Source organism: Streptomyces hydrogenans (genome assembly GCF_014656075.1).
Lineage (GTDB): Bacteria > Actinomycetota > Actinomycetes > Streptomycetales > Streptomycetaceae > Streptomyces > Streptomyces hydrogenans.
This window is the reverse complement of the sequence record NZ_BNBS01000130.1, coordinates 1-23,285: the sequence shown is the minus strand read 5'-3', so window position 1 is coordinate 23,285 and position 23,285 is coordinate 1. Positions and strand designations below refer to the sequence as shown.

Here is a 23,285-nt window from a genome sequence, read left to right as displayed (position 1 = left end):
GCCCTCGACCGGCACCGCGACGCCGCCGACGCCGCCCCGGCCGCCGCCGTCGCGGCCCGCACCCCGCGCATCGTCCCCGCCTCCGCCTACGCCCTCGGCGTCCTCCACGCCGACCAGCGCCACGAGGTGGAAGCCGCCCGCTTCGCCTTCCAGCGCGCCTGGCGCACGGCCGCCGCCCTGGTGCCATGACCTCCCCGGAGCCGGTCCTGGCGGCGGGCTGCGTCCTGTGGCGCCCGTCGCCGGCCGGCCACGGCATCGAGATCGCGCTCGTCCACCGGCCGAAATGGGACGACTGGTCGCACCCGAAGGGGAAGCGGAAGCGCGACGAGAGCGCCGAGGCGTGCGCGCTGCGGGAGGTCCTGGAGGAGACCGGGCAGCGCTGCGCTCTGGGCGCCCGGCTGCCCACCGTGCGCTACCCGGTGGAGGGCCGCCCCAAGGAGGTCGACTACTGGGCGGGCCGCGCCCTCGGCGGGACCTTCGTGCCCGACCGGGAGGTGGACCGGCTGCTCTGGCTGGCGCCCGCGGCGGCCCGCACCCGCCTGACCCGGCCACGCGACCGCGAGCTGCTCGACCGCTTCCTGTCGACCGCCCCGACCCCGGGGCGACAGCCGCGCGACGCCTGCTAGGACCTGTCGCGGCTCCCCTGTCCGCCGGTACGCGGCCGACAGGCCTCCCGGCCTGCCCCGCCACGCGGTGCCGCGCGGGCGGTCCGGGCGGGCACCGCGTGCCGGGCCGCACCGTGGCTTACGGCACGGTTCACCTCGCGTTCACTCTCCACGGCTGGCCGCTTCACCTGATCTGCCTAATTTCGGCCTTACGCGGTGCACGGAGCCTGACGATGCACCCGACAACCCGACACGCGCCGCCCTCCACGCGACGGACACCCGGTCCGGAACACGGCGGCTTCTGGAAGGAACACCCGAAAGTGAAGCTTTCGCGCAACAACGGGCTTCGCGCCTCCGCGATCGGTGCCCTCGTCGTCTCCGGCGCGCTGGTCCTCTCGGCGTGTGGCTCGGACGACAACAACGAGCCCACCAAGAGCGGTGGCAAGCAGACGTCGGCCGCCGCGTCGAACATCAAGTGCGACGGCGCCAAGGGCCAGCTGCTCGCCGCGGGCTCCAGCGCGCAGGAAAACGCGATGGACCTGTGGGTCAAGAACTTCCAGGCCGCCTGTGAGGGCGTCGAGGTCAACTACCAGGGCATCGGCTCCGGTGGTGGCATCACCAAGTTCAACCAGGGCCAGGTCGCCTTCGCGGGCTCCGACTCCGCCCTGAAGGACGAAGAGGTCGCCGAGTCCAAGAAGATCTGCAAGGGCGGCACCGGCGTCAACCTGCCCATGGTCGGCGGCCCCATCGCCATCGGCTACAAGCTGGAGGGCGTGGACAACCTCGTCCTGGACGCCTCCACCATCGCCAAGATCTTCGACACCAAGATCACCAAGTGGAACGACCCGGCGATCACCAAGCTGAACCCGGGCGCGAAGCTCCCCGACTCCACCATCCAGGCGTTCCACCGCTCGGACGAGTCCGGCACCACCCAGAACCTGGGCAAGTACCTCTCGACCGCCGCCGCGGCAGACTGGAAGTACGACCCGAAGACCAAGTCGTGGCCCGCCCCCGGCGGCCAGGCGGCCAACGGCTCCTCCGGCGTCGCCCAGGCCGTCAAGGGCGCCGAGGGCTCCATCGGCTACTTCGAGCTCTCGCACGCCACCGCCAACAAGATCTCCACGGTCAGCGTCAACACCGGCGCCTCCGCCCCGGTCGCCGCCACCTCGGAGAACGCCTCCAAGGCCATCGCCGCCGCCAAGGTCAAGGGCACCGGCAACGACGTGGCCCTCTCCCTCGACTACGCCACCAAGGCCGAGGGCGCCTACCCGCTGGTCCTCGTCACCTACGAGATCGCCTGCGACAAGGGCAACAAGGCGGAGACCCTGCCGACCCTGAAGGCGTTCCTCAACTACGCCATCAGCGAGGAGGGCCAGAAGGTGCTCACCTCCGCCGACTACGCCCCGATGCCGGCCGAGATCGCCGCCAAGGTCCGCGCGATCGTCCCGACCCTGTCCTGACCCCCGGCCGGGGGCGGCCCCCCACCTCCCGTGGAGGGCCGCCCCCGGCATCCGGTGCACCGCCGCCAGGAGCCCGTACGGACGTACGGCTCCGCAGACCGGAGAAACCGATGGTTACCACGACACCACCCGCCATAAAGAACAGGAGCCGGCGCGCCAAGAGCGCGGCCCGCCCCGGAGACCGCATCTTCAGCGGCCTCTCCAAGGGCTCCGGCATCACCCTGCTCGTCATCATGGCCGCCATCGCGGCCTTCCTGACCTACCGCACGGTCCTCGCCGTCTCGAAGGACAGCACCAACTTCTTCACCACCTTCGAGTGGAACCCGGCCGGCGACCCGCCGGTCTTCGGCATCGCCGTCCTCGCCTTCGGCACGGTCGTCTCCTCGGTCATCGCCATGGCCATCGCCGTGCCCGTCGCGATCGGCATCGCGCTCTTCATCTCGCACTACGCCCCGCGCAAGCTGGCCAAGCCGCTCGCGTACGTCGTCGACCTGCTCGCCGCCGTGCCCAGCATCATCTACGGCCTCTGGGGCGCGATCTTCCTCGTCCCGTACCTGGACGGCCTGAACCAGTGGCTCGACCAGTACCTCGGCTGGACGTACATCTTCGACAAGTCCGCCGACGGCGTCGCCCGCAACCTCTTCACCGTGGGCATCCTGCTGGCGATCATGATCCTTCCGATCATCACCAACGTGACCCGCGAGGTCTTCCTCCAGGCCCCGAAGATGCACGAGGAGGCCGCGCTCGCCCTCGGCGCCACGCGCTGGGAGGTCGTCCGCATGGCGGTGCTGCCCTTCGGCCGCTCCGGCATCATCTCCGCCTCGATGCTCGGCCTCGGCCGCGCGCTCGGCGAGACCATGGCCGTCGCCGTGGTCCTCTCCCCCAGCTTCGTCCTCTCGGGCCACCTGCTCGACCCGGGCGGCGGCACCTTCGCCCAGAACATCGCCGCGAAGTTCAACGAGGCCAACGAGTTCGGCCGCGACGCGCTGATCGCCTCCGGTCTCGTCCTCTTCGTCATCACCCTGCTGGTCAACGGCGCGGCCCGGTGGATCATCGCCCGCCGCAAGGAGTACTCGGGGGCCAACGCATGAGCCACGCCGTCCAGGAACGCCCGGTCGCGTTCGCCAAGCCCCGCGGCCCGCTCTCCCACGCCCGCCTCCCGCGCTGGACCCCGCTCGCCGTCGCGGCCGGCTCCATCGCCGCCGGCGTCGGCATCGGCCTCGCCGCCGGCTGGCACAGCAAGGTCCAGTGGGGCCTGGTCGCCGCCCTGGTCTTCGTCCTCGCCACCTACGCGATCACCACCAAGGTCGAGGGCTCCCGCCAGGCCAAGGACCGCATCGCCACCAGCCTCGTCTGGGTCTGCTTCGTCCTCGCCGTCGTCCCGCTGCTCTCGCTGGCCTGGGTGACGATCAGCAAGGGCATGGAAGTCCTCGACGTGTACTTCCTCACCCACTCGATGAACGGCGTCCTCGACGTCGAGGCCGGCGGCGGCGTCTACCACGCCCTCCTCGGCACCATCGAGCAGGTCGGCATCGCGACCGTGATCGCCGCCCCGATCGGCCTGCTCACCGCGGTCTACCTGGTCGAGTACGGCAACGGGAAGCTCGCCAAGGCGGTCACCTTCTTCGTCGACGTCATGACGGGCATCCCGTCGATCGTCGCCGGCCTCTTCATCCTGTCCACCTGGACCCTGATGCTGGACTTCGGACCCTCCGGGTTCGCCGGCGCGATGGCCCTCGCCATCCTGATGATGCCGGTCGTCGTCCGCTCCACCGAGGAGATGCTCAAGCTCGTCCCCAACGAGCTCCGCGAGGCCAGCCTCGCCCTCGGCGTCCCCAAGTGGCGCACGATCCTGAAGGTGGTCCTCCCGACCGCGATCGGCGGCATCACCACGGGCGTCATGCTCGCGGTCGCCCGCATCACCGGTGAGACGGCCCCCGTCCTGCTCCTCGTGTTCGGTACGAAGCTCATCAACCCGAACCCCTTCGAAGGCGCCCAGTCCTCCCTGCCGCTCTACGTGTACGAGCAGTACGCGGTCGGCACCGACGCCGCCGTGGCCCGCGCCTGGGCCGCAGCGCTCGTCCTGATCGCCTTCGTCATGATCCTCAACCTGGTGGCCCGCGGCATCGCCCGCTGGAAGGCCCCGAAGACCGGCCGCTGAGCCGAACGGAAGTGAACTAGTTATGGCCAAGCGAATCGACGTCAGCGGCCTCTCCGCCTACTACGGCAACCACAAGGCGATCGACGACATCTCCATGACCGTCGAGCCCCGCTCCGTGACGGCCTTCATCGGCCCCTCCGGCTGCGGCAAGTCCACCTTCCTGCGCACCCTGAACCGCATGCACGAGGTCACCCCCGGCGGCCGCGTCGAGGGCAAGGTGATGCTGGACGACGAGAACCTGTACGGCTCCGGCGTCGACCCGGTCGCGGTCCGCCGCACCGTCGGCATGGTGTTCCAGCGCCCCAACCCCTTCCCCACCATGTCGATCTTCGACAACGTGGCGGCGGGCCTGCGGCTCAACGGCTCGTACAAGAAGGCCGAACTCGCCGAGATCGTGGAGCGCTCCCTCAAGGGCGCGAACCTGTGGAACGAGGTCAAGGACCGCCTCAACAAGCCGGGCTCCGGCCTCTCCGGCGGTCAGCAGCAGCGCCTGTGCATCGCCCGCGCCATCGCGGTCGAGCCGGACGTGCTCCTCATGGACGAGCCCTGCTCGGCCCTCGACCCGATCTCGACCCTCGCGATCGAGGACCTGATCGGCGAGCTGAAGGAGCGCTTCACGATCGTCATCGTGACGCACAACATGCAGCAGGCCGCCCGCGTCTCGGACCGCACCGCCTTCTTCAACCTGGCGGCGGTCGGCCAGCCCGGCAAGCTCATCGAGCTGGACGACACCGAGCGCATCTTCTCCAACCCGAGCGTCCAGGCGACCGAGGACTACATCTCCGGCCGCTTCGGATAACCAGGACGTCCCGCCCGTGCGTCCCGGCCGGGGGCGACCACATCGCCCCCGGCCCACCTCGCGCACGGTGCCGGGCAACCCCGTCTGCGGTGCTGCATGGCGGTGCCACCGCAAGACGAAAGGGCCCGGCTCCCCCAGGGGAGCCGGGCCCGACCACGTTCCTCCACACCCGCCGGCCGAAGAACGGCCGCACCACGTAGTGGCTCGGCGCCGCGACGATAGCCGCCGCCGGCACGGTGATACTCCATACCCCGGGGCACGACCCCCGGACCCCCGGCAGAGCCGGGCGGAGCCGCCCGCCGGCCGAAGAACAGCTGCACCACGTAGTAGCTCAGCGCCGCGACGATCGCCGCCGCCGGCACGGTGATACTCCATACCCCGGGGGACAACCCCCGGACCCCCGGCAGAGCCGGGCGGAGCCGCCCGTCAGCCGAAGAACAGCTGCACCACGTAGTAGCTCAGCGCCGCGACGATAGCCGCCGCCGGCATGGTGATGAACCAGCCGAGGATGATGTTCTTGGCGACGCCCCAGCGGACCGCGTTGACCCGCTTCGTCGCGCCGACGCCCATGATCGCCGAGGTGATGACGTGCGTGGTGGAGATCGGCGCGTGGAACAGGAACGCCGAGCCGAACATGATCGACGCGCCGGTTGTCTCCGCCGCGAAACCCTGCGGCGGGTCCAGCTCGATGATCTTGCGGCCGAGGGTCCGCATGATGCGCCAGCCGCCCGCGTACGTACCGAGCGAGAGCATCACGGCACAGGCGATCTTGACCCAGACCGGGATCTCGTCGCCCTGCTGCTGGACATCGGCGATGACCAGGGCCATCACCACGATGCCCATCGTCTTCTGGGCGTCCTGGAGGCCGTGGCCGAGCGCCATGCCGGCCGCCGAGACGGTCTGCGCGATACGGAAGCCGCGCTTGGCCTTGTGCGGGTTGGCCCGGCGGAACATCCACATGATCGCGCACATCACCAGGTAACCGGCGACGAGGCCGACGACCGGCGAGATGAACATCGGGATGACGACCTTGTCGAGGACGCCTCCCCAGATGACCTCCGTGCCACCGGCCAGCGCCGCGCCCACCATGCCGCCGAACAGCGCGTGCGAGGAGGACGAGGGGAGGCCGAAGTACCAGGTGACCAGGTTCCAGATGATCGCGCCGACCAGCGCGGCGAAGAGGATGCCCATCCCCTTGTCGCCGTGCGGCGTCTCGATCAGGCCCTCACTGACCGTCTTGGCGACGCCGCTGCCCATGAAGGCACCGGCGAGGTTCATGACCGCCGCCATCGCGAGGGCCGCCCGCGGCGTCAGCGCCCGCGTCGACACCGAGGTGGCGATCGCGTTGGCCGAGTCGTGGAAGCCGTTCGTATACGTGAAGCCGAGCGCGACACCGATGGTCACGATCAGGGCGAAGGTGTCCACGAAGCCTCAGGACTCCTTGACCGCGATGGTCTCCACCGTGTTGGCCACGTGCTCGAACGCGTCGGCCGCCTCTTCCAGCACGTCGACGATCTGCTTGAGCTTGAGCACCTCGATGGCGTCGTACTTGCCGTTGAAGAGGTGGGCGAGCAGCTTGCGGTGGATCTGGTCGGCCTGGTTCTCCAGCCGGTTGACCTCGATCCAGTACTCCGTGAGGTTCGCCATCGTCCGCAGGTTCGGCATCGCCTCGGCGGTCAGCTCCGCAGCCCGGGCCAGGACCTCGATCTGCTGCTCGACGCCCTTGGGCAGTTCCTCGACGTTGTAGAGGACGACCAGGTCGACGGCCTCCTCCATGAAGTCCATGATGTCGTCGAGGGACGAGGCGAGGGAGTAGATGTCCTCACGGTCGAACGGCGTGATGAACGAGGAGTTCAGCTGATGGAAGATCGCATGGGTGGCGTCGTCGCCGGCGTGCTCCGCTGCCCGCATCCGCTCCGCGATCTCGGCCCGGGCGGAAGGCTCCGCCCCGAGCAGTTCCATCAGGAGCTTCGAGCCCGTGACGATGTTGTCCGCGGACGCGGCGAACATGTCGTAGAAGCTCGTCTCCCTGGGGGTCAGACGAAATCGCACGTGAGGTCCTCGGGGTGCTGGGTTTCGGTCAGGCTGATGCTAGGCGCATCATCCAGCCACGGCTAACCGGCGTCCTCTCAGTGTCGCCCATCAGGCACAGTGATCTGCACGAGACCCCCGTGCCCTATCGGCGGGGATCGGTACCATATACCCACGAGGGGTATACACCCCCTTATCTGGACAACGGGAGGACGCGATGACGACCACCGAGGCGGACCAGGTCACCCCCGAGGCCGTCGAATCCGTCGAGCCGGCCGACCACGCCCACGGGGTGCACGGCTACCACAAGCAGAAGGACGAGCACCTCAAGCGGCTGCGCCGCATCGAGGGCCAGATCCGCGGTCTGCAGCGGATGGTCGACGAGGACGTCTACTGCATCGACATACTCACCCAGGTCTCGGCCTCCACGAAGGCGCTGCAGTCCTTCGCCCTCCAGCTCCTGGAGGAACACCTGCGGCACTGCGTGGCGGACGCCGCGGCCCACGGCGGCGACCTCGACGCCAGGGTCGAGGAGGCCACCAAGGCGATCGGCCGGATGCTCCGCACCTGAGCCGGCGGATCAGCGCCCGGCCGGTTCGACCCGCAGCACCTCGTCGATCAGGTCGGCGCTGAGCCGTTCCCCGTCCGCGGCCGAGGCGGCGATCATCAGCTCGCCGCACAGCTCTATCTCGGCAAGGGCGACGCCGTCGGGGTCAGCGGTCGCGGTTGCGGTACCGGGCGGAGCCACGCGCCTTCACCTCTTCCTGCCGGAGTCGGTGTCCCAGCGTAGGGATCGGGCCACGGACCGCGCATGACACGGACGGACCATTTGGCGATGGTCCGAACCACGCGCGGCCCGCCCGGCGCCTCAGACCTCGACCTTGCCCGCGTAGATGTCCCGCCCGTCCGGCAGCGTCACGAGGACCCGGGCCCCGAAGCCGTACAGCAGCGTCGTCGAGGACACCGCGACGGTCCGCCCCTGATTGCTGAAGCTGAACTGGTGGCGGACCTTCCGCAGCCGGCCGGCGCCGTCGAGGTACGCGTCGAAGGGCACCGCGTCCGTGGTGAACCCTTTCGCCGCCGCGGCGAGCGAGCCCCGCAGCGGCGGCGCGGCGAGCCTCGCCGCCGCGCCGATGTCCGCAACGCCCCGGTAGTGGCGGACCTTCACGCCCGCCAGCTCGACCTCCCCCACGTACGTCACGTGCCGCGCCCCGCGCAGCAGCTCGGCCGCCGCGCCCGGGTCGGTGGCCCCGCCGGTGACGAGGTTGCCGTCGTCGAGGGCGGTGGTGTCGACCCGCACCCACTTGTCGGCGGGGACGCCCGCGCCGCGGTTCTTCATGTACAGGGCGCCGGGGGTGAGGAGCTCGGTGATCGGCCGGTGCTCGCCGGCGCCGGCCGCGTCCTTCGGGAGCACCACCTGGAGGTGGCCGGTGCGGCGGCGGAAGTCGTAGCCGCCCTCGCCGCGGATGGTGACGCGGGTCCCGCCGGCCGCCATCTCCATCGCCGTCGACGCCTTGGCGCTGCCCGCCCTGACCAGGGCGTCGGCGGCGCCCCGCACGGCGCCGGCCGGGTCCGGCGGAGGCGCCGGCTCCTCGGCGGCGGCACACCCGGTGACCGCCGCGGCGACCAGGGACGCGGTGACGGCGAGCGCCCCGCCGCCGAGCCCGCGCGGACGCCCGTACCGATGCACCACCATCGCCCGTCAACCCCCAGAAGACTGGATTCCCGATGCGGTTAACGACGGCACGGGCGAGCCGTCACGCGCAGTACGGTGGGGGCGTGCATGAGCAGAGCGCGACCGGTCCGCACCACACGACGACGACGGAGCGCGGCTCCTTCGCCCTGGCCCGCTGCACCTGCGGCTGGACCGGCCCGGCCCGTCGCTCCCGCGACCGCGCCCGCGCCGACGCCGAAGAGCACCTGACCACCACGAAGACCGCCGACGCCGGGGAGACCCGCGCGGCACGGCCCTAGGCCGCGAGGCCCTTCTCGCCGTGGCCGTCCTCGGCGGGGCCGCCGAGGCGGGGTTCGGGGATGCCGACCGTCTCGGGGCGGGGGGTGGCGGGTTCCTCGGCCCGGCGGGAGCGGACCAGCCGGCCGCCTCGGCGCGAGCGGGCGACGGCGGAGACCAGCGGGGTGAGCAGCGCCAGCGTCAGCGGGGCGAGGAGCAGCGCCACGGCGGTGCCGAGGGCGAGGCCGCCGATCACGTCGGTGGGGTAGTGGACGCCCATGTAGACCCGGGCGAAGCCCTCGGCGAGGGCGAGGCCGATCGCGATCAGGCCGAAGCGGCGGTGGGCGACGAAGAGGGCGACGGCGATCGCCATCGCCATCGTGGCGTGGTCGCTGACGAAGGAGTAGTCCGTCTTCCCGTCGACCAGGACCTCCAGGCCGTCGTGGTCGACGAAGGGGCGGGGGCGCTCCACGAAGCCGCGGATGGGGATGTTGACGAGGAGGGCGAGGCCCGCCGCGAGGGGGGCCCAGACGATCCCGGCGACGGCCGAGACGGAGTCCGTGAGCGAGCCGCGCCGGCGGACGCTCCACCAGCACCAGAGCACGACGAGGACCATCGCGAGCATGATCCCGTACTCGCCGGTGAACTCCATGACCCGGTCGAACCACGGGGGAGCGTCCTTCGCCAGCCCGTTGATGTCGTACAGCAGACTGACATCGGGACTCGAACCGTCCGATGCGAGTTCAGCCATCTGCCGCGGCCCCTTGCTCTCTCGTGTCTGGTGTCCAACCCCCGTGGTTCAGACGTGGTCAGAGTCGTCGGAGGGGGAACGAACCTCCTGAGGCTCTCGTTCCGCCGTCCCCGGTGGATCATGAGGACGTTATCGAAGAGTGACGCTCCCCCGCAGCTCAGGGCCTCCGCCTGACGGAGAGTTCCGGCCAGGCGGGCCGTCAGTTCAGGCCCAGGTCCCGGGAGGACGGGTCGGGAGGGCGGCGGCGCCGTCCTCGGTGACCCGGGTCGCCCCGAAGTAGTCCGGTGTGTCGATCCGGTCGAAGCGGATCACCGCCCCGGTCCGCGGCGCGTCGATCATGTAGCCGCCGCCCACATAGATGCCGACATGTCGGATCGCGCGCGAGTTCGTCAGGTCGTCGGAGAAGAAGACCAGGTCCCCGGGGAGCAGTTCGTCCCGGCTCGGATGCGGTCCCGCGTTGTACTGGTCGTTGGCCACCCGCGGCAGCTCGATCCCCACCGCGTCGTACGCCGCCTGCGTCAGGCCCGAGCAGTCGAACCGCCCGCCCTGCGCCGCCGTGCCGGTGCCGCCCCACAGATAGGGGGTGCCCAGCTTGCCCTGCGCGTAGTGGATCGCGCCCGCCGCCTGCTGCGAGGGGGCCAGCCGGCCCTGCGGCCGGGCGAAGCTCTTCTCCAGCGACCGGATGATCTTCACGTAGTTCCGCGTCTCGCTGTACGGAGGGACGCCCCCGTACTTGATGACCGCGTAGGCCCCGGCGTTGTACGCCGCCAGCATGTTGCTCGCCGGATCGCCCGGTACGTCCTTCACGTACCCCGCCAGCGCGCAGTCGTACGAGGCCGCCGACGGGATCGCGTCCTGCGGGTCCCAGATGTCCCGGTCGCCGTCCCCGTCCCCGTCGACCCCGTGGCTCGCCCAGGTGCCCGGGATGAACTGCGCGATGCCCCGCGCGTCCGCCGGCGACACCGCCCGCGGGTTCCAGCCGCTCTCCTGGTACAGCTGCGCCGCGAGGAGCGCCGGGTTGATGGCCGGGCAGAGGTTGCCCCAGCGCTGCACGAGCCCCTGGTACCTCGCCGGCACCGAACCCTTGGCCAACGCCACCGTGCCCGTCGCCGCCGAACCCGCGCCGCCGAGGAAACCGGCGGCCGCCGCGTACGTACCGACCAGGAGCAGGGCCAGGAACCCGGCACAGAGCCCGAACGCCCCGCCGGTCAGCAGCCACGCCTTGCCCGCCCTACGCACCGTCAACCACCCCTCGGTTCCTGGCAGTACGCCCCGGGACGCCAGTCTAGGCGGGGCGGCCCCTCCTGGGGATGGCGCCTGCCCGACGCGGCCCCAAGAGTGCAACAACGACAATCATTGCCCGGAGTCACCCTCCGTGATACACAGAGTGACCATACGCTTCTTCGCATGGAATCCGGCCGCACCACCGCAGGTCAAGACGGTCGGACCGGTCACGTGTGCGGGAATCGGGTAAAGAGAGCGGCCAAGCCGTCGCACGTGGGCGGTTTCATCAGCGAAGATAGTGGCGATGCCCCATGCCGTCCGGCAGGGGTGACCAACGACCCGACAGGGGCGGTGAGTTATATGTACCTGGCGGCCGAGAAGGGCGACATCACCACCATCATCGGTGGAATCGCCCCGAACTGGGGTCCTTTCGGGAGCCTGGGCGCCGAAGCGAAGATCATGATCGAGGTCGTGATGGCCGTGGCCATCCTGCTCTGCCTCGGCATCGCCATCTGGGGTGCGGCCAAACAGCGCATCGGCGCGACCGCGCTCCGCGACACCTTCAGCGCGGAACAGGGCAAGGGCCTGATCGTCGCCGGCCTCACCGGCGTCTTCATCATCGGATCCCTCGGGACGCTCTTCACCATCGTCTACGGAATGGCGATCTGACCGCGCGTCACCCGCGGTCCCATCCACGAACGAACGAGGGGGCGTACCCGGCATGAGTCCCGGCGACGAGCACGACGGCTACGGCGGCTCGGGCCAGACCCGTACCCGCCTGCCCGAGGGCAACACCGGTGACGTCCACGGCGGCACCCGACGCCCCGCCCGCGGCTCCCGCTCCCTGCTCATGGGCGTGGGCGTCGTCGTGCTGCTCGTCGCCGCCATCGCCCTCGCCAACCGCGGCGGCGACCCGTCGGACGCGTCCCCCTCCACCACCTCCCCCGGCAAGGCCGCCGCCACCGCCCCCACCGGCACCCGCCCGGTCACCGGCACCAACGGCACCGTCCCCACCGGCTACGCCCACGACGAACAGGGCGCACAGTCGGCAGCCGCCAACTACGCGGTGGCGCTGGGGTCCACGGACATGTACCAGCGGGGACCCCGCGAGGCGCTGGTGCGCGCGGTGTACGCCCCCGAGGTCGTCGACGACCTGCTGAAGCGCCTCGACACCCTGTACTCCCCCGCCTTCATGGCGAACACCGGCCTCGAACCGAACGGCACCGCCCCCACCGACCTCACCTTCGTCGCCCGCACCGTGCCGATCGGCACCGAGGTGACCGACTACTCCGAGGACGGGGCCACCGTCGAGGTCTGGTACGTGAACCTCACCGGCCTCGCGGGCAAGGGCTCCACCAAGCCGGTCACGTCCGCCTGGTTCACCAGCACCCAGAAGCTCGGCTGGACCGCCGAGGGCTGGCGGCTCACCTCGAACGACGAACGCGAGGGCCCGACACCGGTGAACGGGGACAGCCGCGCCTCCGTCGCCGAGGAGATCGCCGCCGCCGTCGAGCAGTACGGAGGGTTCACCTATGCCCGCTAGCAGCAGCCGGGCGGGCCGCGTGAAGGCGACGCTCGCCACCACGCTCCTCACCCTCCCCGTCCTCCTGGCCTCCCCCGCCCACGCGGCACCGACGCCCACCCCGACGGCGCCCACCCCGTCGCCCACACCCACGAACAGCGACTGCAGCCTCCTCTTCGGCCAGGCACGCCAGATCTGCGAACGCGGCCAGTCCGGCGGCGGGACCGGCGGCACCGGCGGAGGCACGGGCGACGCGCCCGCCGGCGCCCTCGACCCCCTCACCTCCCTCGCCCGTGGCTGTGCCGACGCCGCCGTGGCCGTCATCGACTACCTCTCGAAGGCCGTGAAGGAGACCGCCGAGGTCGACTTCACGAACACCGAGTTCCTCGGCCGGTACGCCGTCGTGTTCGCCGCCGCCACCTTCCTCACCGTCCTCCTGTGGCTGCTCGCCGTCGCCAAGCGCGCCATGCGCGGCGTGCCGCTGACCACCGCGCTCTCCGAGGCCGTCGGGTTCCTCTGGCTGACCGTCCTCGCCTCCGCCTTCACCCCGCTGATCCTGTACACCGTCGTCAACGCCACCGACGCCATCACCGAGGTCATCGCCTCCGGCACCGGCCAGCAGACCGACGTGTTCTTCGGCGCGTTCAAGCAGGCCCTCCAGAAGGGCGACTCGATCAGCGGCGGACCGATCATGCTGATCATCGTCAGCCTGGTCACGGTCCTCGCCGCCGGCGTCCTCTACCTGGAGCTCTTCCTCCGCGCCGTGCTCCTCTACGTCGGCGCCCTCCTCGGCGTCGTCGTCTACTCCGGCCTCGTCGACAAGAACATGTGGGGCCACGTCCGCCGCTGGGCAGGCATCATGATCGCCGTCATCCTGGTCAAGCCGGTCATCGTGATCGTCCTCGGCCTCGCCGGCGCCCTCTCCTCCGGCACCGGCCCCGACTCCTTCTCGGCCGTCGTCTCCGGCCTCGCGATCATCCTCCTCGCCATCTTCTCCTCCGCGATGATCTACCGCTTCGTCCCCGGCTTCGGCGACGAGATCGTCGCCTCCCGCAACAACCGCCTGCACCGCGCCGGCGAGAACGCGGCCGCCGCCGTCATCTCCTCCCCCGCCTCCCTCGTCTCCCAGGGCATCAAGACCCACAGCACCCGCGACAGCGGCTCCGGCGGCGGCCCGTCCTCCTCCGCCGCCCCCCGCCCCGCGAACCAGCTGTCCGGCGGCGTCGCCGCCCACAGCAGCCGAACCCCCAAGAGCGGCGGCGCCACGCCCCCGCCCCGTAACAGCGGCCCCACCGCGGGCACCCCGCACAGCAACCGCAAGAACTCTGGAGGTGCAGGGCGTTGACGACCCAGTCCCAGCCGGTCACGCCCCGCCGCACGTATCTCATCGGCCGCGCCCGGCCGAACGCGATCGTCGGCAAGAACCGCGAGACCGGCGAGATCGCCCTGATCGTCGTCGGCGCCTTCCTCGGCATGATGAGCGGACTCCTCGTCCCCCTCCTCCCCCTGCGGATCGCGCTCCTCGCCGGCCTGCCGATGCTCGCCATCGCCGCCGTGTACCTCCCGTACAAGCAGCGCACGTTCTACAAGTGGTTCGAGATCAACCGCAGCTACAAGCGGATGCTCAAGCGCGGCACCGCCTACCGCTCCGCCGCCGTCGAGGCAGGCACCCGCCTCGACGGCCGCGAGGTCGAGGTCGGCCCGCCGCCCGGCATCGGCCGCGTCAGCTGGCTCGCCGCCCCCTTCGGCCCCGACGAGATCGCCGTCCTGCTGCACGCCGACCGCCGCACCGTCACCGCCGCCATCGAGATCGAGGGCCCCGGCGTCGGCCTGCGCGACTCCGAGGACCAGGAGGCCCTGGTCGACCGGTTCGGCACCCTCCTCAAGCACGTGGCCAACGGCGACGGCTTCGTCACCCGCCTCCAGATGCTCGCCCGCACCCTCCCCGCCGACCCCGACGCCCACGCCAAGGACGTCGCCCAGCGCGGCGACCCGGCGGCCCCCGGCTGGCTCCAGGAGTCGTACGACCAGCTCCAGTCCATGGTCTCCACCTCCAGCGAGCAGCACCGCGCCTACCTCGTCGCCTGCATGCACTACACCCGCGACCTGGCCGCCGAGGCCAACGCCATGGCCCACGCCACCCGGCACGCCACCGGCGCCCGCCGCCTCGACCGCGACGGCGGCCTCGCCGTCGTCATGGCCCGCGAGCTCACCGACATCTGCGCCCGCCTCACCGAGGCCGACATCCGGGTCCGCCAGCCCCTCGGCCAGTCCCGGCTCGCCTCCCTGGTCCACTCCATGTACGACCCGGACCACCCGATCGACCACATCCAGGCCATGACGAAACGAAACGCTTGGCCCGCCGAACTCGACGCCATGGAGGCCACCTACCTCCAGGCCAAGACCCGCGAGTCCTCCACCCGCGCCCCCTGGTGCCACGCCACCGCCTGGGTCAAGGAGTGGCCGATGACCCCGGTCGGCGTGAACTTCCTCGCCCCGCTCCTCGTCCACACCCCCGACGTCATCCGCACCGTCGCCGTCACCATGGACCTGGAGCCCACCGAGGTCGCGATCGAGCGCATGCTCACCGAGAAGACCAACGACGAGGCCGAGGCGTCCCGCCAGGCCAAGATGAACCGCACCGTCGACCCGCGCGACATCGCCGCCCACGGCCGACTCGACCAGCGGGGTGAAGATCTCGCCAGCGGCGCGGCAGGCGTCAACCTCGTCGGGTACATCACCGTATCGGCGCGCTCGCCCGAGGCCCTGGCCCGGGACAAGCGCACGATCAGGGCCTCCGCCGGCAAGTCGTACCTCAAGCTGGAGTGGTGCGACCGCGAGCACCACCGGGCCTTTGTGAACACCCTGCCGTTCGCGACCGGCATCCGCCGATAGGGCCGAAGGGGCACCGACCGATGCGAGATCCGCTGTCCGTCCTCACCGAAGCCTTCACCTCCTTCGTCCTCGGGAAGGTGGAGACCACCCGCCTGCCCGTGCGCACCTCCACCGGACAGGCCCAGGCCGTCTACCTGCCGACCGCCGCCCCCGGCCTCGGCGACTCCGGCGTGATCATCGGCCGCGAGGTCTACAGCGGCAAGGGCTACGTGTACGACCCCTTCCAGCTGTACGGGCAGCAGCTCCCGGCCCCCCACTGGCTCGTCCTCGGCGAGTCCGGCAACGGCAAGTCGGCGCTGGAGAAGACGTACGTGCTCCGCCAGCTCCGCTTCCGCGACCGGCAGGTCGTCGTCCTCGACGCCCAGGGCGAGGACGGCGTCGGCGAGTGGAACCTCATCGCCCAGGAGCTGGGGATAACCCCCATCCGCCTGGACCCCATGGTCGCCAACGACGCCGGGATCCGCCTCAACCCGCTCGACCCCGCCATCACCACCACCGGCCAGCTCGCCCTGCTGCGCACCATCATCGAGGTGGCGATGGGCCACGGCCTCGACGAGCGCTCCGGCTTCGCCCTCAAGGTCGCCCACGCCCACGTCAACGAGCACATCACCGAACGGCAGCCGATCCTCACCGACATCGTCGAGCGCCTGCGCCATCCCGAGGCCGAGTCGGCGGAGGCGATGAACGTCGACATAGACGACGTACGGGCCTGGGGCCTGGACGTCGCCCTGGTGCTCGACCGGCTCGTCGACGGCGACCTGCGCGGCATGTTCGACGGCCCGACCACGGTCGGCATCGACCTCGACGCGCCCCTGATCGTCTTCGACCTCTCCCACATCGACCGCAACTCCATCGCCATGCCCATCCTCATGGCGATCGTCGGCGTGTGGCTGGAACACACCTGGATCCGCCCCGACCGGAAGAAGCGCATCTTCCTCGTCGAGGAGGCCTGGCACATCATCAACAGCCCCTTCGTGGCCCAGCTGTTCCAGCGCCTGCTCAAGTTCGGCCGCCGCCTCGGCCTGTCCTTCGTCGCGGTCGTCCACCACCTCTCCGACGTCGTCGACGGCGCCGCCGCCAAGGAGGCCGCGGCGATCCTCAAGATGGCCTCCACCCGGACCGTCTACGCCCAGAAGGCCGACGAGGCCCGCCATACCGGCGGGGTCCTCGGCCTGCCCCGCTGGGCGGTCGAGATCATCCCGACCCTGACCCCCGGCATCGCCGTCTGGGACGTCAACGGCAACGTGCAGGTGGTCAAGCACCTCATCACCGAGCGGGAACGCCCGCTCGTCTACACCGACCGCGCCATGACCGAGTCCTCCGGCCCCGCCGACCCCGAACTGGAGTGGGAGACCGAGCAGCGCGCGCTGCTGAGGGAACGGCAGCTGGACGACAGCGCGCAGTCGACGGTGGCGTGACGTGACGGAGCCACGGCAGGGGCAGGGCGGCGGCGTCTCGGACGGGTTCCTGGTCGGGCTGTTCGCCCTGATCCTCGGCCTGGCCCTGCTCGTCTGGTCCGCGACCGGCCTGTCCGCGTTCCTCGCCCACGGCGCCTGGCCGGACGGGGTGACCCTCACCAACACCCCGCCGGCCCTCCGCGCCCTGGCGACCGCCCCCACCGACCTCCCGGCCGCCTGGCCGGCCACCCCGCCCGGCCGGCTGTCCGGCTACGGCCTCTTCTGGGGCCTGGTGATCGGCCAGGCGATGATCCTCGCCGTCCTCGCCGTCTTCCTCCTCGGCACCTTCGCCCGCTGGCGCGCCGTCCGCGCCCACCGCAGGGCGGGCGCGCACCCCCGGCCCACCCCGGTACGCGACCCGGCCTCGGCCCCCGCGCGGGAACCGGAACCCGAACCCGCCCCCGTACCGATACAGAAGACCGCCCCCGGGCCACCGGAACGGGACCCGGCACCGCACCCCGAACCGCGGCCCGCGGCACCGCCGGAACCGCGACCGGCCCCGCTCCCGCCCCAGCCCCCCGGCACCGTCTACGGACCGCCGGACACCCGCCGCCCCCTGGCCGTCCAGGCCGTCTCCGACGCCGAGGGCCCGGTCCTGGTCGTCACCTCCGACCCCACCGTGTGGGCCGACACCAAGGACGTGCGCGGCAAGCTCGGACCGGTCCTCGTCTACGACCCCGGCCACCTCTGCGACACCCCGGCCCGCCTCCACTGGTCCCCCGTGGAGGGCTGCGCCGACCCCGACACCGCCCAGGCCCGCGCCACCGCCCTGCTCGCCCCGGTCCGCCCGCACGCCCGGATCGACGCCGCCACCGCCACCACGGCGGAAACGCTCCTGCGCTGCTGGCTGCACGCCGCCGCCGTGGACGGCCGCCCCTTCCGCCAGGTCCACCGCTGGGCCCAGGGCACCGACGCCCACGAGCCGGTACGCGTCCTCCGCGGCCACCCGAAGGCCGCCTCCGGCCTGGCCGGCCTGCTCGAAGCGGCACTCACCGCCCACCCCGACAGCCGGCGCCTGGCCCAGGAACTGACGGCCCGTGCCTTCTCGGCCTTCTCCTCGGTCCACATCCGCGAGGCGTGCACCCCGAATCGAACGGATTCGCTGGCCCTGGCATCTTTCCTGGCCGAAGGGGGCACCCTCTACGTGGTGGGTGAACCGATCGAGGATCCGCGCACCCACCCGGGCGCGATGCCCCTCCTCACCGCGCTCGCGTCGCACGTGGTCGAGCACGGCCGCCGCATGGCCGCACGGTCATCCGACGGTCGGCTCGACCCACCACTCACCCTGGTCCTCGAGGACGTCGCCGCGGTGGCCCCCCTCCCGCAGCTCCCCCGACTCCTCGCCGACGGCCCCCGCCTGGGCCTCCCCACCCTGGCCCTGATGCGCTCCCCCGAACAGTCCCGCACCCGCTGGCCCGAGCACGCGCTCCAGCCCTAGCGGGGGCTAGGACCGCCGCAGCTCGTGCTCCACGTCCCTCGGCGCGCCCGACTTCAGCGTGTCCGCGCGACCGCCGGTCGGGACGAAGCCGAAGCGGCGGTAGGCGGCCGCCGCCCGCCCGTTCTCCTCGTGCACGAACAACCGGACCCGGGACAGCGGCGGCTCCTGGGACCAGGACCAGCCCGCGGCGACCCGCAGCAGCGCGTCCACCAGCCCCGCGCCCCGCGCCTCCGGTCGTACGTACACGCCCACGACGGTGGCCTGAGCCTCCGTCACCTCGCCGAAGATCGCGCGACCGTCCTCCGGCCGCTCCACCAGCACCGTCGCCGTGCCCGCCCAGCTCCCGTCCGGCGCCTCGGCGACGAACTGCCGGATCCACGTGCCCCGGTCCTCCGAACCGCCCTCGGCCCGCTCCTGCCAGAAGGAGTCCGGCAGCGCCTCGGCCTCCTCGTACGACTCCACGAAGGCGAGGGACGCCACCGGGTCCCGCAGCGCCGCGAGCCGCAGCTCGCGGACCCGATCCCACTCCGCGGAGCGGACCGGCCGGAGCAGGTACTCGCCGTTCCGGGCGTTCCCGGGCGGCAGCAGCTCGTACTCGTCCTCGTACGCGCCCGAGTCACCGGGCATCGGCACCCGCTCGCCCGAGGCGGCGAAGCCGTACCGCCGGTAGAAGGCGGCGGCCCGCGCGTTCTCCTCGTGCACGTAGAGCCGCACCCGCCGGATCCCGTCGACGGTCCACGACCAGTCCACGGCCGCTCGGAACAGCGCGTCGACCACGCCGGTCCCGCGCGCCTCGGGACGCACGTACACACCGACCAGGTGCGTCTGGTCGACCTTCGCCGGCTCCCCGAACCGCACCTCGTCCGAAGGCCGTTCGACCAGGGCCGTCACCGAGCCCAGCCAGCGTCCGTCCGGCGCCTCGGCGACGAACTGCCGCACCCGCCCGTCCCCGGTCGCCGCACCGGCGGCCGTCCGCTCCCGCCAGAAGTCGTCGGAACGCGTCACCGCGTCCTCGTGGGTCTCCAGGAAGGCGAGGTGCGCGACGGGGTCCAGCAGCGCGGCGAGCCGCAGCTCGCGCACCTGCTCCCACTCGTCGGCCCGGACGGGACGGATCTCGAAGCTCATGCGGCATCCTCACCCGCCACCGTCCTGCTCCACAAGGGAATTCGCAGCTCAGCGCCGTGCTCCGGGCGGGCCGTGGTACCCCGGTACGACACCGCCCGCCCGGCTGCCGACCACGGTCGGACGCCCGCGCCCCGTCCGCTCCGTAGCGTCGGAGCCATGATCCGAGCAGAGCGACTCACCAAGCGGTACGGCGGCCGCACCGTCGTACGGGACCTCTCCTTCACCGTGCGCCCCGGCACCGTCACCGGCTTCCTGGGCCCCAACGGCGCCGGCAAGTCCACCACCCTGCGCATGATCCTCGGCCTCGACGCCCCCACCCACGGCACCGCCACCGTCGGCGGCCGCTCCTACGCCTCTCACCCGGCACCCCTCACCCAGGTCGGCGCGCTCCTCGACGCCCGCTCGTTCCATCCGGGCCGCACCGCCTTCCACCATCTGACGGCGCTGGCCCACACCCACGGCATCCCCCGGTCCCGCGTCGAGCACGTCCTCGGCGTCACGGGCCTCGCGGACGTCGCCGGACGCCGGGTGAAGGGCTTCTCCCTCGGCATGGGCCAGCGTCTCGGCATCGCCGCCGCCCTCCTCGGCGACCCGGCCGCCGTCGTCCTCGACGAGCCCGTCAACGGCCTGGACCCGGAGGGCGTCCGCTGGGTCCGCACCCTCCTCACCTCGCTCGCCGCCGAGGGCCGTACGGTCCTGGTCTCCTCGCACCTGATGAGCGAGATGGCGCTGACCGCCGACCGGCTCGTCGTCATCGGCCGGGGCCGGCTGCTCGCGGACACGACCGTCACGGACCTCGTCCGGGACGCGGGCGCGGCCTCCGTCCTCGTCGTCACCCCCGACGCCGACCGCCTGCGCACCCTCCTCCCGCCGGACGCCCGCGCCACCGCCGAGGCCCCGGACACCCTCCGGGTCACCGGTCTCGACGCCCCCGCGATCGGCCGGATCGCCGCCGCCCACACCGTCGAACTCCACGCCCTCACCCCGGAGACGGCGTCCCTGGAGCAGGCGTTCATGGACCTCACCCACGACTCCGTCGAGTACCAGGGAGCAGCAGCATGACCACCGCGACCTTCCCCCACCGGGTCACGCCGTCGGGCGTGCTGCGCTCCGAGTGGCACAAGCTGTGGACGGTCCGGTCCACCTGGATCACGGTCCTGTCCGCGGTGGCCCTCGTCCTCGGCGTCGCCGTCCTCATGGGCGGCACGTACACCTCGGGCGGCGGGGACTCCGACGTGGACGTCGTCGTCCTGACGCTGTACGGCTCGCAGCTGGGCGGCATCTGCCTCGCCGTCCTCGGCATCCTCGTCACCGCCGGCGAGTACTCCTCCGGGCTGGCCCGCGCCACCTTCACCGCCGTCCCCGCCCGGCTGCCGGTGCTGGGGGCGAAGGCAGCGGTCCTCGGCGCCACCGTCCTCGTCCTGGGCCTCCTCACCAACGTGGCGGCCTTCCTCACGGCCCAGGTCTTCCTCGACGACACCGACCATGCCGCCTCCCTCACCGACGACGGCGTCCTCGCGGCCCTCGCCGGCAACGCCGCCGGCCTCGCCCTGCTCTCGCTGCTCGCCCTGGGGCTGGGCGCCGCGCTCCGCTCGGTGCCGGGTGCGCTCGGCGCGTTCATCGGCGGCGTCCTGGTCCTCCCTGAGGTCGTCGGGATGCTCCCGTACGACGCCGTCGACACCGCCCTGCGCTACTTCCCCACCCAGGCGGCCGGGGTCCTCGGCTCCGCCTCCCCGCTGCCCGGCGCGCCGTCGGCGGGGGCCGCGCTCCTGGCCCTGGCGCTGTGGGCTGCGGCGGCTCTCGCGGTGCCCGCGGTGTTGCTCCGCCGCAGGGACGTATGAGGATGATGGCCCGATGACGACGGAGACGACGGCCCCCAGCCGCTGGGCGCACCAGCTCATCACCCGGGTGCGGGCGGCGGACGCGGCCCACCCCTGGCTGTGGGACGGCGCGCTGACGGCCTGCTGGACGGTGGCGGCCCTGGTGGACGCGTCGGGCGGCTGGCGGAACGTGGCCAGGGACCCGTCCGTCCCCGCGGGACTGGTCGTCGTCCTCAGCCTCGCCCTGAGCCTCCCCCTGTACGCGCGCCGCCGCCGGCCGACGACGGTCCTCGCCGTGATGGCGGCGGCGGCGTTCGTCAGCGAGGCGTCCGGCGCCTTCCTCCAGGCCGCCTACCTCCAGATGCTCCCGCTGTTCCACATCGCCCTGACCCGTCCGCCGCGCCGGCTGCTGTGGGCCTTCGTCCTGCTCATGGTCCCGGTCGTCACGGGCGCGCTCCGCTTCGACGGCGAGACGTGGCACATCCACGTCACCTCGGCCCTGTGGGCGTACCTCGGCGTCGCCCTGCTCGGCATCACCGTCCGCTCCCGCCGCGACCACACGGCGGGCCTGGTGGACCGGGCCCGCCGCCTGGAGGTCGAGCGCGACCAGGAGGTCCGGCTGGCCGCCGCGTCCGAACGGGCCCGGATCGCGCGGGAGATGCACGACATCATCGGCCACAACCTGTCGGTCATCACGGGCCTCGCGGACGGCGGCCGGTACGCGGCGGCGAAGAGCCCCGAGCGGGCCGCGCAGGCCCTGGACGCCATCGGCACGACGAGCCGCCAGGCCCTGGACGAGCTCCGCCGGCTCCTGGGCGTCCTGTCGGCCCCCGAGGACGCCCCGTCCGCCGCCCGCGCCCCCCAGCCGACCCTGGCGGACCTGGACTCCCTGCTGGAGGGCGTACGCAAGGCCGGCCTGCCGGTCGTGTCGGAGCTGCCCGCACCGCTGCCGCCACTGCCTCCCGGCGCCCAACTGACGGTCTACCGCGTGGTCCAGGAGTCCCTGACGAACACCCTCAAGCACGCGGGCCCCGGCGCCACGGCCGCGGTCCGTCTGGTGGCGGAGGAGAACGCGGTGCTGGTCACCGTCTCCGACACGGGCACGCCGTCCGCCACCGCCGGGCAGGGCCAGGGACTCACCGGAATGCGCGAGCGCGCGGCCCTCTATGACGGCACACTCGACTGCGGTCCCCTGCCGTCGGGTGCGGGCTGGCAGGTCCGGCTCCGCATCCCCACGGCTTCCGCCCCCGTTTCCGCTCCGGAGGATTCCCACCCGTGACGACGGTTCTGATCGCCGACGACCAGCCGATGCAGCGCTTCGGTTTCCGCATGCTCCTGGAGAGCCAGGAGGACATGACGGTCGTCGGGGAGGCGGCGAACGGCGCCGAGGCCGTCCGCCAGGTCGCCGAACACCACCCGGACGTGGTCCTGATGGACATCCGCATGCCGGGCCTGGACGGCATCGAGGCGACCCGCCGCATCATCGCCGCGGGCGCCCGCACCCGCGTCCTCATCATCACCACGTTCGACCTGGACGAGTACGCGTACGACGGCCTCCGGGCCGGCGCGAGCGGCTTCCTGGTGAAGGACGCCCAGCCGGAGGAGCTCCTCGCGGGCGTCCGCGCGGTGGCGGTCGGCGACGCGGTGGTGGCTCCGAGCCTGACCCGCCGCCTCCTGGACACCTACATCCAGCACCTGCCCGTGAGCCCGGCGGCCCCCGCCCCGGTCCGGCAGGACGATCCCCGTCTGGCGTCCCTGACGGAGCGCGAGCGCGAGATCCTCACGGTCATCGGCCAGGGCTGGACGAACACGGAGATCGCCGAGCGCCTCCACCTCGCCGAATCCACCGTGAAGACCCATGTGGGCCGCATCCTCGCGAAGACGGGCGCGAGGGACCGCGTCCAGGCGGTCATCCTGGCGTACGACGCCCAGCTGGTGAAGCCGGCGTAGGAGGCGGTCGCGGGGAAGACCCCCGGGAAGAAAATGCCCCTGGGCTGCGGAATGCCCCGGGAACGCAGAAAAGCCCCGCACCAGATGGTGCGGGGC

Annotated in this window: 23 protein-coding genes and 3 pseudogenes; 18 read left to right on the top strand and 8 right to left on the bottom strand. The window is 72.1% G+C overall.

All coding sequences use genetic code 11. From position 1 onward, the window contains the following. The 6 genes and pseudogenes from IE321_RS34600 to pstB form a co-directional block, all read left to right on the top strand. Nucleotides 1-189, top strand: a pseudogene (locus IE321_RS34600) (CHAD domain-containing protein); the annotation flags it as partial. Beyond that, nucleotides 186-626: an NUDIX hydrolase gene (locus IE321_RS34595; protein WP_190225801.1), complete on the top strand. Its 441-nt coding sequence runs from the start codon at nucleotides 186-188 to the stop codon at nucleotides 624-626. The pseudogene IE321_RS34600 and the gene IE321_RS34595, both read left to right, overlap by 4 nt. Before the next feature lie 299 nt (nucleotides 627-925). Next, nucleotides 926-2,065 (top strand): phosphate ABC transporter substrate-binding protein PstS, encoded by a 1,140-nt coding sequence (pstS, locus tag IE321_RS34590; protein WP_190225800.1) that lies wholly within the window; start codon nucleotides 926-928, stop codon nucleotides 2,063-2,065. A 110-nt stretch (nucleotides 2,066-2,175) separates the two neighbouring features. Further along, complete coding sequence (gene pstC / locus IE321_RS34585) at nucleotides 2,176-3,156, top strand: phosphate ABC transporter permease subunit PstC (protein ID WP_043229748.1); 981 nt, start codon at nucleotides 2,176-2,178, stop codon at nucleotides 3,154-3,156. Then, complete coding sequence (pstA, locus tag IE321_RS34580; protein WP_043229750.1) at nucleotides 3,153-4,226, top strand: phosphate ABC transporter permease PstA; 1,074 nt, start codon at nucleotides 3,153-3,155, stop codon at nucleotides 4,224-4,226. The genes pstC and pstA overlap by 4 nt, the downstream gene beginning before the upstream one ends. Before the next feature lie 22 nt (nucleotides 4,227-4,248). Then, nucleotides 4,249-5,025, top strand: coding sequence for a phosphate ABC transporter ATP-binding protein PstB (gene pstB / locus IE321_RS34575; protein WP_043229752.1), 777 nt, complete (start codon nucleotides 4,249-4,251; stop codon nucleotides 5,023-5,025). A 426-nt stretch (nucleotides 5,026-5,451) separates the two neighbouring features. On the opposite strand, the gene IE321_RS34570 is transcribed toward pstB, so the two are convergent. Both IE321_RS34570 and IE321_RS34565 read right to left on the bottom strand, forming a co-directional pair. Further along, nucleotides 5,452-6,450, bottom strand: coding sequence for an inorganic phosphate transporter (locus IE321_RS34570; RefSeq protein ID WP_043229754.1), 999 nt, complete (start codon nucleotides 6,448-6,450; stop codon nucleotides 5,452-5,454). A 6-nt stretch (nucleotides 6,451-6,456) separates the two neighbouring features. Next, nucleotides 6,457-7,077, bottom strand: coding sequence for a DUF47 domain-containing protein (locus IE321_RS34565; RefSeq protein ID WP_043229755.1), 621 nt, complete (start codon nucleotides 7,075-7,077; stop codon nucleotides 6,457-6,459). Between the two features lie 196 nt (nucleotides 7,078-7,273). On the opposite strand from IE321_RS34565, the gene IE321_RS34560 reads away from it, so the two are divergent. Beyond that, nucleotides 7,274-7,627, top strand: coding sequence for a metal-sensitive transcriptional regulator (locus IE321_RS34560; RefSeq protein ID WP_043229756.1), 354 nt, complete (start codon nucleotides 7,274-7,276; stop codon nucleotides 7,625-7,627). A 9-nt stretch (nucleotides 7,628-7,636) separates the two neighbouring features. Here IE321_RS34560 and IE321_RS34555 read toward each other — a convergent pair whose 3' ends face one another. After that, nucleotides 7,637-7,804 carry a hypothetical protein gene (locus IE321_RS34555; protein ID WP_190225799.1) on the bottom strand — a complete coding sequence of 56 codons (168 nt, stop codon included), beginning with the start codon at nucleotides 7,802-7,804 and terminating at the stop codon, nucleotides 7,637-7,639. Nucleotides 7,805-7,924: 120 nt separating this feature from the next. Beyond that, complete coding sequence (locus tag IE321_RS34550) at nucleotides 7,925-8,752, bottom strand: SCO4651 family lipoprotein (protein ID WP_190225798.1); 828 nt, start codon at nucleotides 8,750-8,752, stop codon at nucleotides 7,925-7,927. Nucleotides 8,753-8,784: 32 nt separating this feature from the next. On the opposite strand from IE321_RS34550, the gene IE321_RS34545 reads away from it, so the two are divergent. After that, nucleotides 8,785-9,030: a hypothetical protein gene (locus IE321_RS34545; RefSeq protein WP_370531511.1), complete on the top strand. Its 246-nt coding sequence runs from the start codon at nucleotides 8,785-8,787 to the stop codon at nucleotides 9,028-9,030. Here the strand turns inward: IE321_RS34545 and IE321_RS34540 are convergent. Together IE321_RS34540 and IE321_RS34535 are read right to left on the bottom strand one after the other, a co-directional pair. After that, complete coding sequence (locus tag IE321_RS34540) at nucleotides 9,027-9,758, bottom strand: phosphatase PAP2 family protein (RefSeq protein WP_190225797.1); 732 nt, start codon at nucleotides 9,756-9,758, stop codon at nucleotides 9,027-9,029. The two genes, IE321_RS34545 and IE321_RS34540, sit on opposite strands and share 4 nt — an antisense overlap. A gap of 204 nt (nucleotides 9,759-9,962) precedes the next feature. Further along, nucleotides 9,963-11,003, bottom strand: a complete 1,041-nt coding sequence (locus IE321_RS34535; protein ID WP_043229762.1) for a C40 family peptidase — start codon at nucleotides 11,001-11,003, stop codon at nucleotides 9,963-9,965. A gap of 339 nt (nucleotides 11,004-11,342) precedes the next feature. On the opposite strand from IE321_RS34535, the gene IE321_RS34530 reads away from it, so the two are divergent. The 6 genes from IE321_RS34530 to IE321_RS34505 are packed head-to-tail and all read left to right on the top strand — an operon-like array spanning nucleotide 11,343 to nucleotide 18,294. Then, nucleotides 11,343-11,651, top strand: coding sequence for a DUF8827 family protein (locus IE321_RS34530; RefSeq protein WP_030495498.1), 309 nt, complete (start codon nucleotides 11,343-11,345; stop codon nucleotides 11,649-11,651). A gap of 52 nt (nucleotides 11,652-11,703) precedes the next feature. Beyond that, complete coding sequence (locus tag IE321_RS34525; protein ID WP_043229764.1) at nucleotides 11,704-12,525, top strand: hypothetical protein; 822 nt, start codon at nucleotides 11,704-11,706, stop codon at nucleotides 12,523-12,525. After that, nucleotides 12,515-13,849, top strand: coding sequence for a hypothetical protein (locus tag IE321_RS34520; RefSeq protein WP_190225796.1), 1,335 nt, complete (start codon nucleotides 12,515-12,517; stop codon nucleotides 13,847-13,849). The genes IE321_RS34525 and IE321_RS34520 overlap by 11 nt, the downstream gene beginning before the upstream one ends. Further along, nucleotides 13,846-15,399, top strand: coding sequence for an SCO6880 family protein (locus IE321_RS34515; RefSeq protein WP_190225795.1), 1,554 nt, complete (start codon nucleotides 13,846-13,848; stop codon nucleotides 15,397-15,399). The genes IE321_RS34520 and IE321_RS34515 overlap by 4 nt, the downstream gene beginning before the upstream one ends. Nucleotides 15,400-15,419: 20 nt before the next feature. After that, complete coding sequence (locus IE321_RS34510) at nucleotides 15,420-16,817, top strand: ATP-binding protein (protein ID WP_043229768.1); 1,398 nt, start codon at nucleotides 15,420-15,422, stop codon at nucleotides 16,815-16,817. Between the two features lies 1 nt (nucleotide 16,818). After that, complete coding sequence (locus tag IE321_RS34505; RefSeq protein ID WP_190225794.1) at nucleotides 16,819-18,294, top strand: P-loop NTPase family protein; 1,476 nt, start codon at nucleotides 16,819-16,821, stop codon at nucleotides 18,292-18,294. A gap of 6 nt (nucleotides 18,295-18,300) precedes the next feature. On the opposite strand, the pseudogene IE321_RS34500 reads toward IE321_RS34505, so the two are convergent. Further along, nucleotides 18,301-18,834: pseudogene (locus tag IE321_RS34500) on the bottom strand (GNAT family N-acetyltransferase); the annotation flags it as partial. Between the two features lie 36 nt (nucleotides 18,835-18,870). Further along, nucleotides 18,871-19,419 (bottom strand): annotated as a pseudogene (locus IE321_RS42425) (GNAT family N-acetyltransferase); the annotation flags it as partial. A 156-nt stretch (nucleotides 19,420-19,575) separates the two neighbouring features. On the opposite strand from IE321_RS42425, the gene IE321_RS34495 reads away from it, so the two are divergent. Genes IE321_RS34495 through IE321_RS34480 form a run of 4 tightly spaced genes read left to right on the top strand, consistent with a single transcriptional unit; the run spans nucleotide 19,576 to nucleotide 23,189 of the window. Next, a complete protein-coding gene (locus tag IE321_RS34495) occupies nucleotides 19,576-20,481 on the top strand; it encodes an ABC transporter ATP-binding protein (protein WP_043229771.1) in 906 nt (301 codons plus the stop codon). Then, nucleotides 20,478-21,260: an ABC transporter permease gene (locus IE321_RS34490; RefSeq protein WP_190225793.1), complete on the top strand. Its 783-nt coding sequence runs from the start codon at nucleotides 20,478-20,480 to the stop codon at nucleotides 21,258-21,260. Before IE321_RS34495 ends, IE321_RS34490 begins: the two co-directional genes overlap by 4 nt. A 13-nt stretch (nucleotides 21,261-21,273) precedes the next feature. Beyond that, nucleotides 21,274-22,518: a sensor histidine kinase gene (locus IE321_RS34485; protein ID WP_190225792.1), complete on the top strand. Its 1,245-nt coding sequence runs from the start codon at nucleotides 21,274-21,276 to the stop codon at nucleotides 22,516-22,518. Next, complete coding sequence (locus IE321_RS34480) at nucleotides 22,515-23,189, top strand: response regulator (RefSeq protein WP_190225791.1); 675 nt, start codon at nucleotides 22,515-22,517, stop codon at nucleotides 23,187-23,189. The genes IE321_RS34485 and IE321_RS34480 overlap by 4 nt, the downstream gene beginning before the upstream one ends. Nucleotides 23,190-23,285: the final 96 nt, after the last annotated feature.

Coding starts and splice junctions, on each gene's coding strand:
- IE321_RS34550 (WP_190225798.1), bottom strand. CDS start 8,752: ATGGTGGTGCATCGGTACGGGCGTCCGCGCGGGCTCGGCGGCGGGGCG.
- IE321_RS34540 (WP_190225797.1), bottom strand. CDS start 9,758: ATGGCTGAACTCGCATCGGACGGTTCGAGTCCCGATGTCAGTCTGCTG.
- IE321_RS34560 (WP_043229756.1), top strand. CDS start 7,274: ATGACGACCACCGAGGCGGACCAGGTCACCCCCGAGGCCGTCGAATCC.
- IE321_RS34520 (WP_190225796.1), top strand. CDS start 12,515: ATGCCCGCTAGCAGCAGCCGGGCGGGCCGCGTGAAGGCGACGCTCGCC.
- IE321_RS34485 (WP_190225792.1), top strand. CDS start 21,274: ATGACGACGGAGACGACGGCCCCCAGCCGCTGGGCGCACCAGCTCATC.
- pstB (WP_043229752.1), top strand. CDS start 4,249: ATGGCCAAGCGAATCGACGTCAGCGGCCTCTCCGCCTACTACGGCAAC.
- pstA (WP_043229750.1), top strand. CDS start 3,153: ATGAGCCACGCCGTCCAGGAACGCCCGGTCGCGTTCGCCAAGCCCCGC.
- IE321_RS34545 (WP_370531511.1), top strand. CDS start 8,785: ATGCGGTTAACGACGGCACGGGCGAGCCGTCACGCGCAGTACGGTGGG.
- IE321_RS34525 (WP_043229764.1), top strand. CDS start 11,704: ATGAGTCCCGGCGACGAGCACGACGGCTACGGCGGCTCGGGCCAGACC.
- IE321_RS34495 (WP_043229771.1), top strand. CDS start 19,576: ATGATCCGAGCAGAGCGACTCACCAAGCGGTACGGCGGCCGCACCGTC.
- IE321_RS34595 (WP_190225801.1), top strand. CDS start 186: ATGACCTCCCCGGAGCCGGTCCTGGCGGCGGGCTGCGTCCTGTGGCGC.
- IE321_RS34530 (WP_030495498.1), top strand. CDS start 11,343: ATGTACCTGGCGGCCGAGAAGGGCGACATCACCACCATCATCGGTGGA.
- pstC (WP_043229748.1), top strand. CDS start 2,176: ATGGTTACCACGACACCACCCGCCATAAAGAACAGGAGCCGGCGCGCC.
- IE321_RS34490 (WP_190225793.1), top strand. CDS start 20,478: ATGACCACCGCGACCTTCCCCCACCGGGTCACGCCGTCGGGCGTGCTG.
- IE321_RS34510 (WP_043229768.1), top strand. CDS start 15,420: ATGCGAGATCCGCTGTCCGTCCTCACCGAAGCCTTCACCTCCTTCGTC.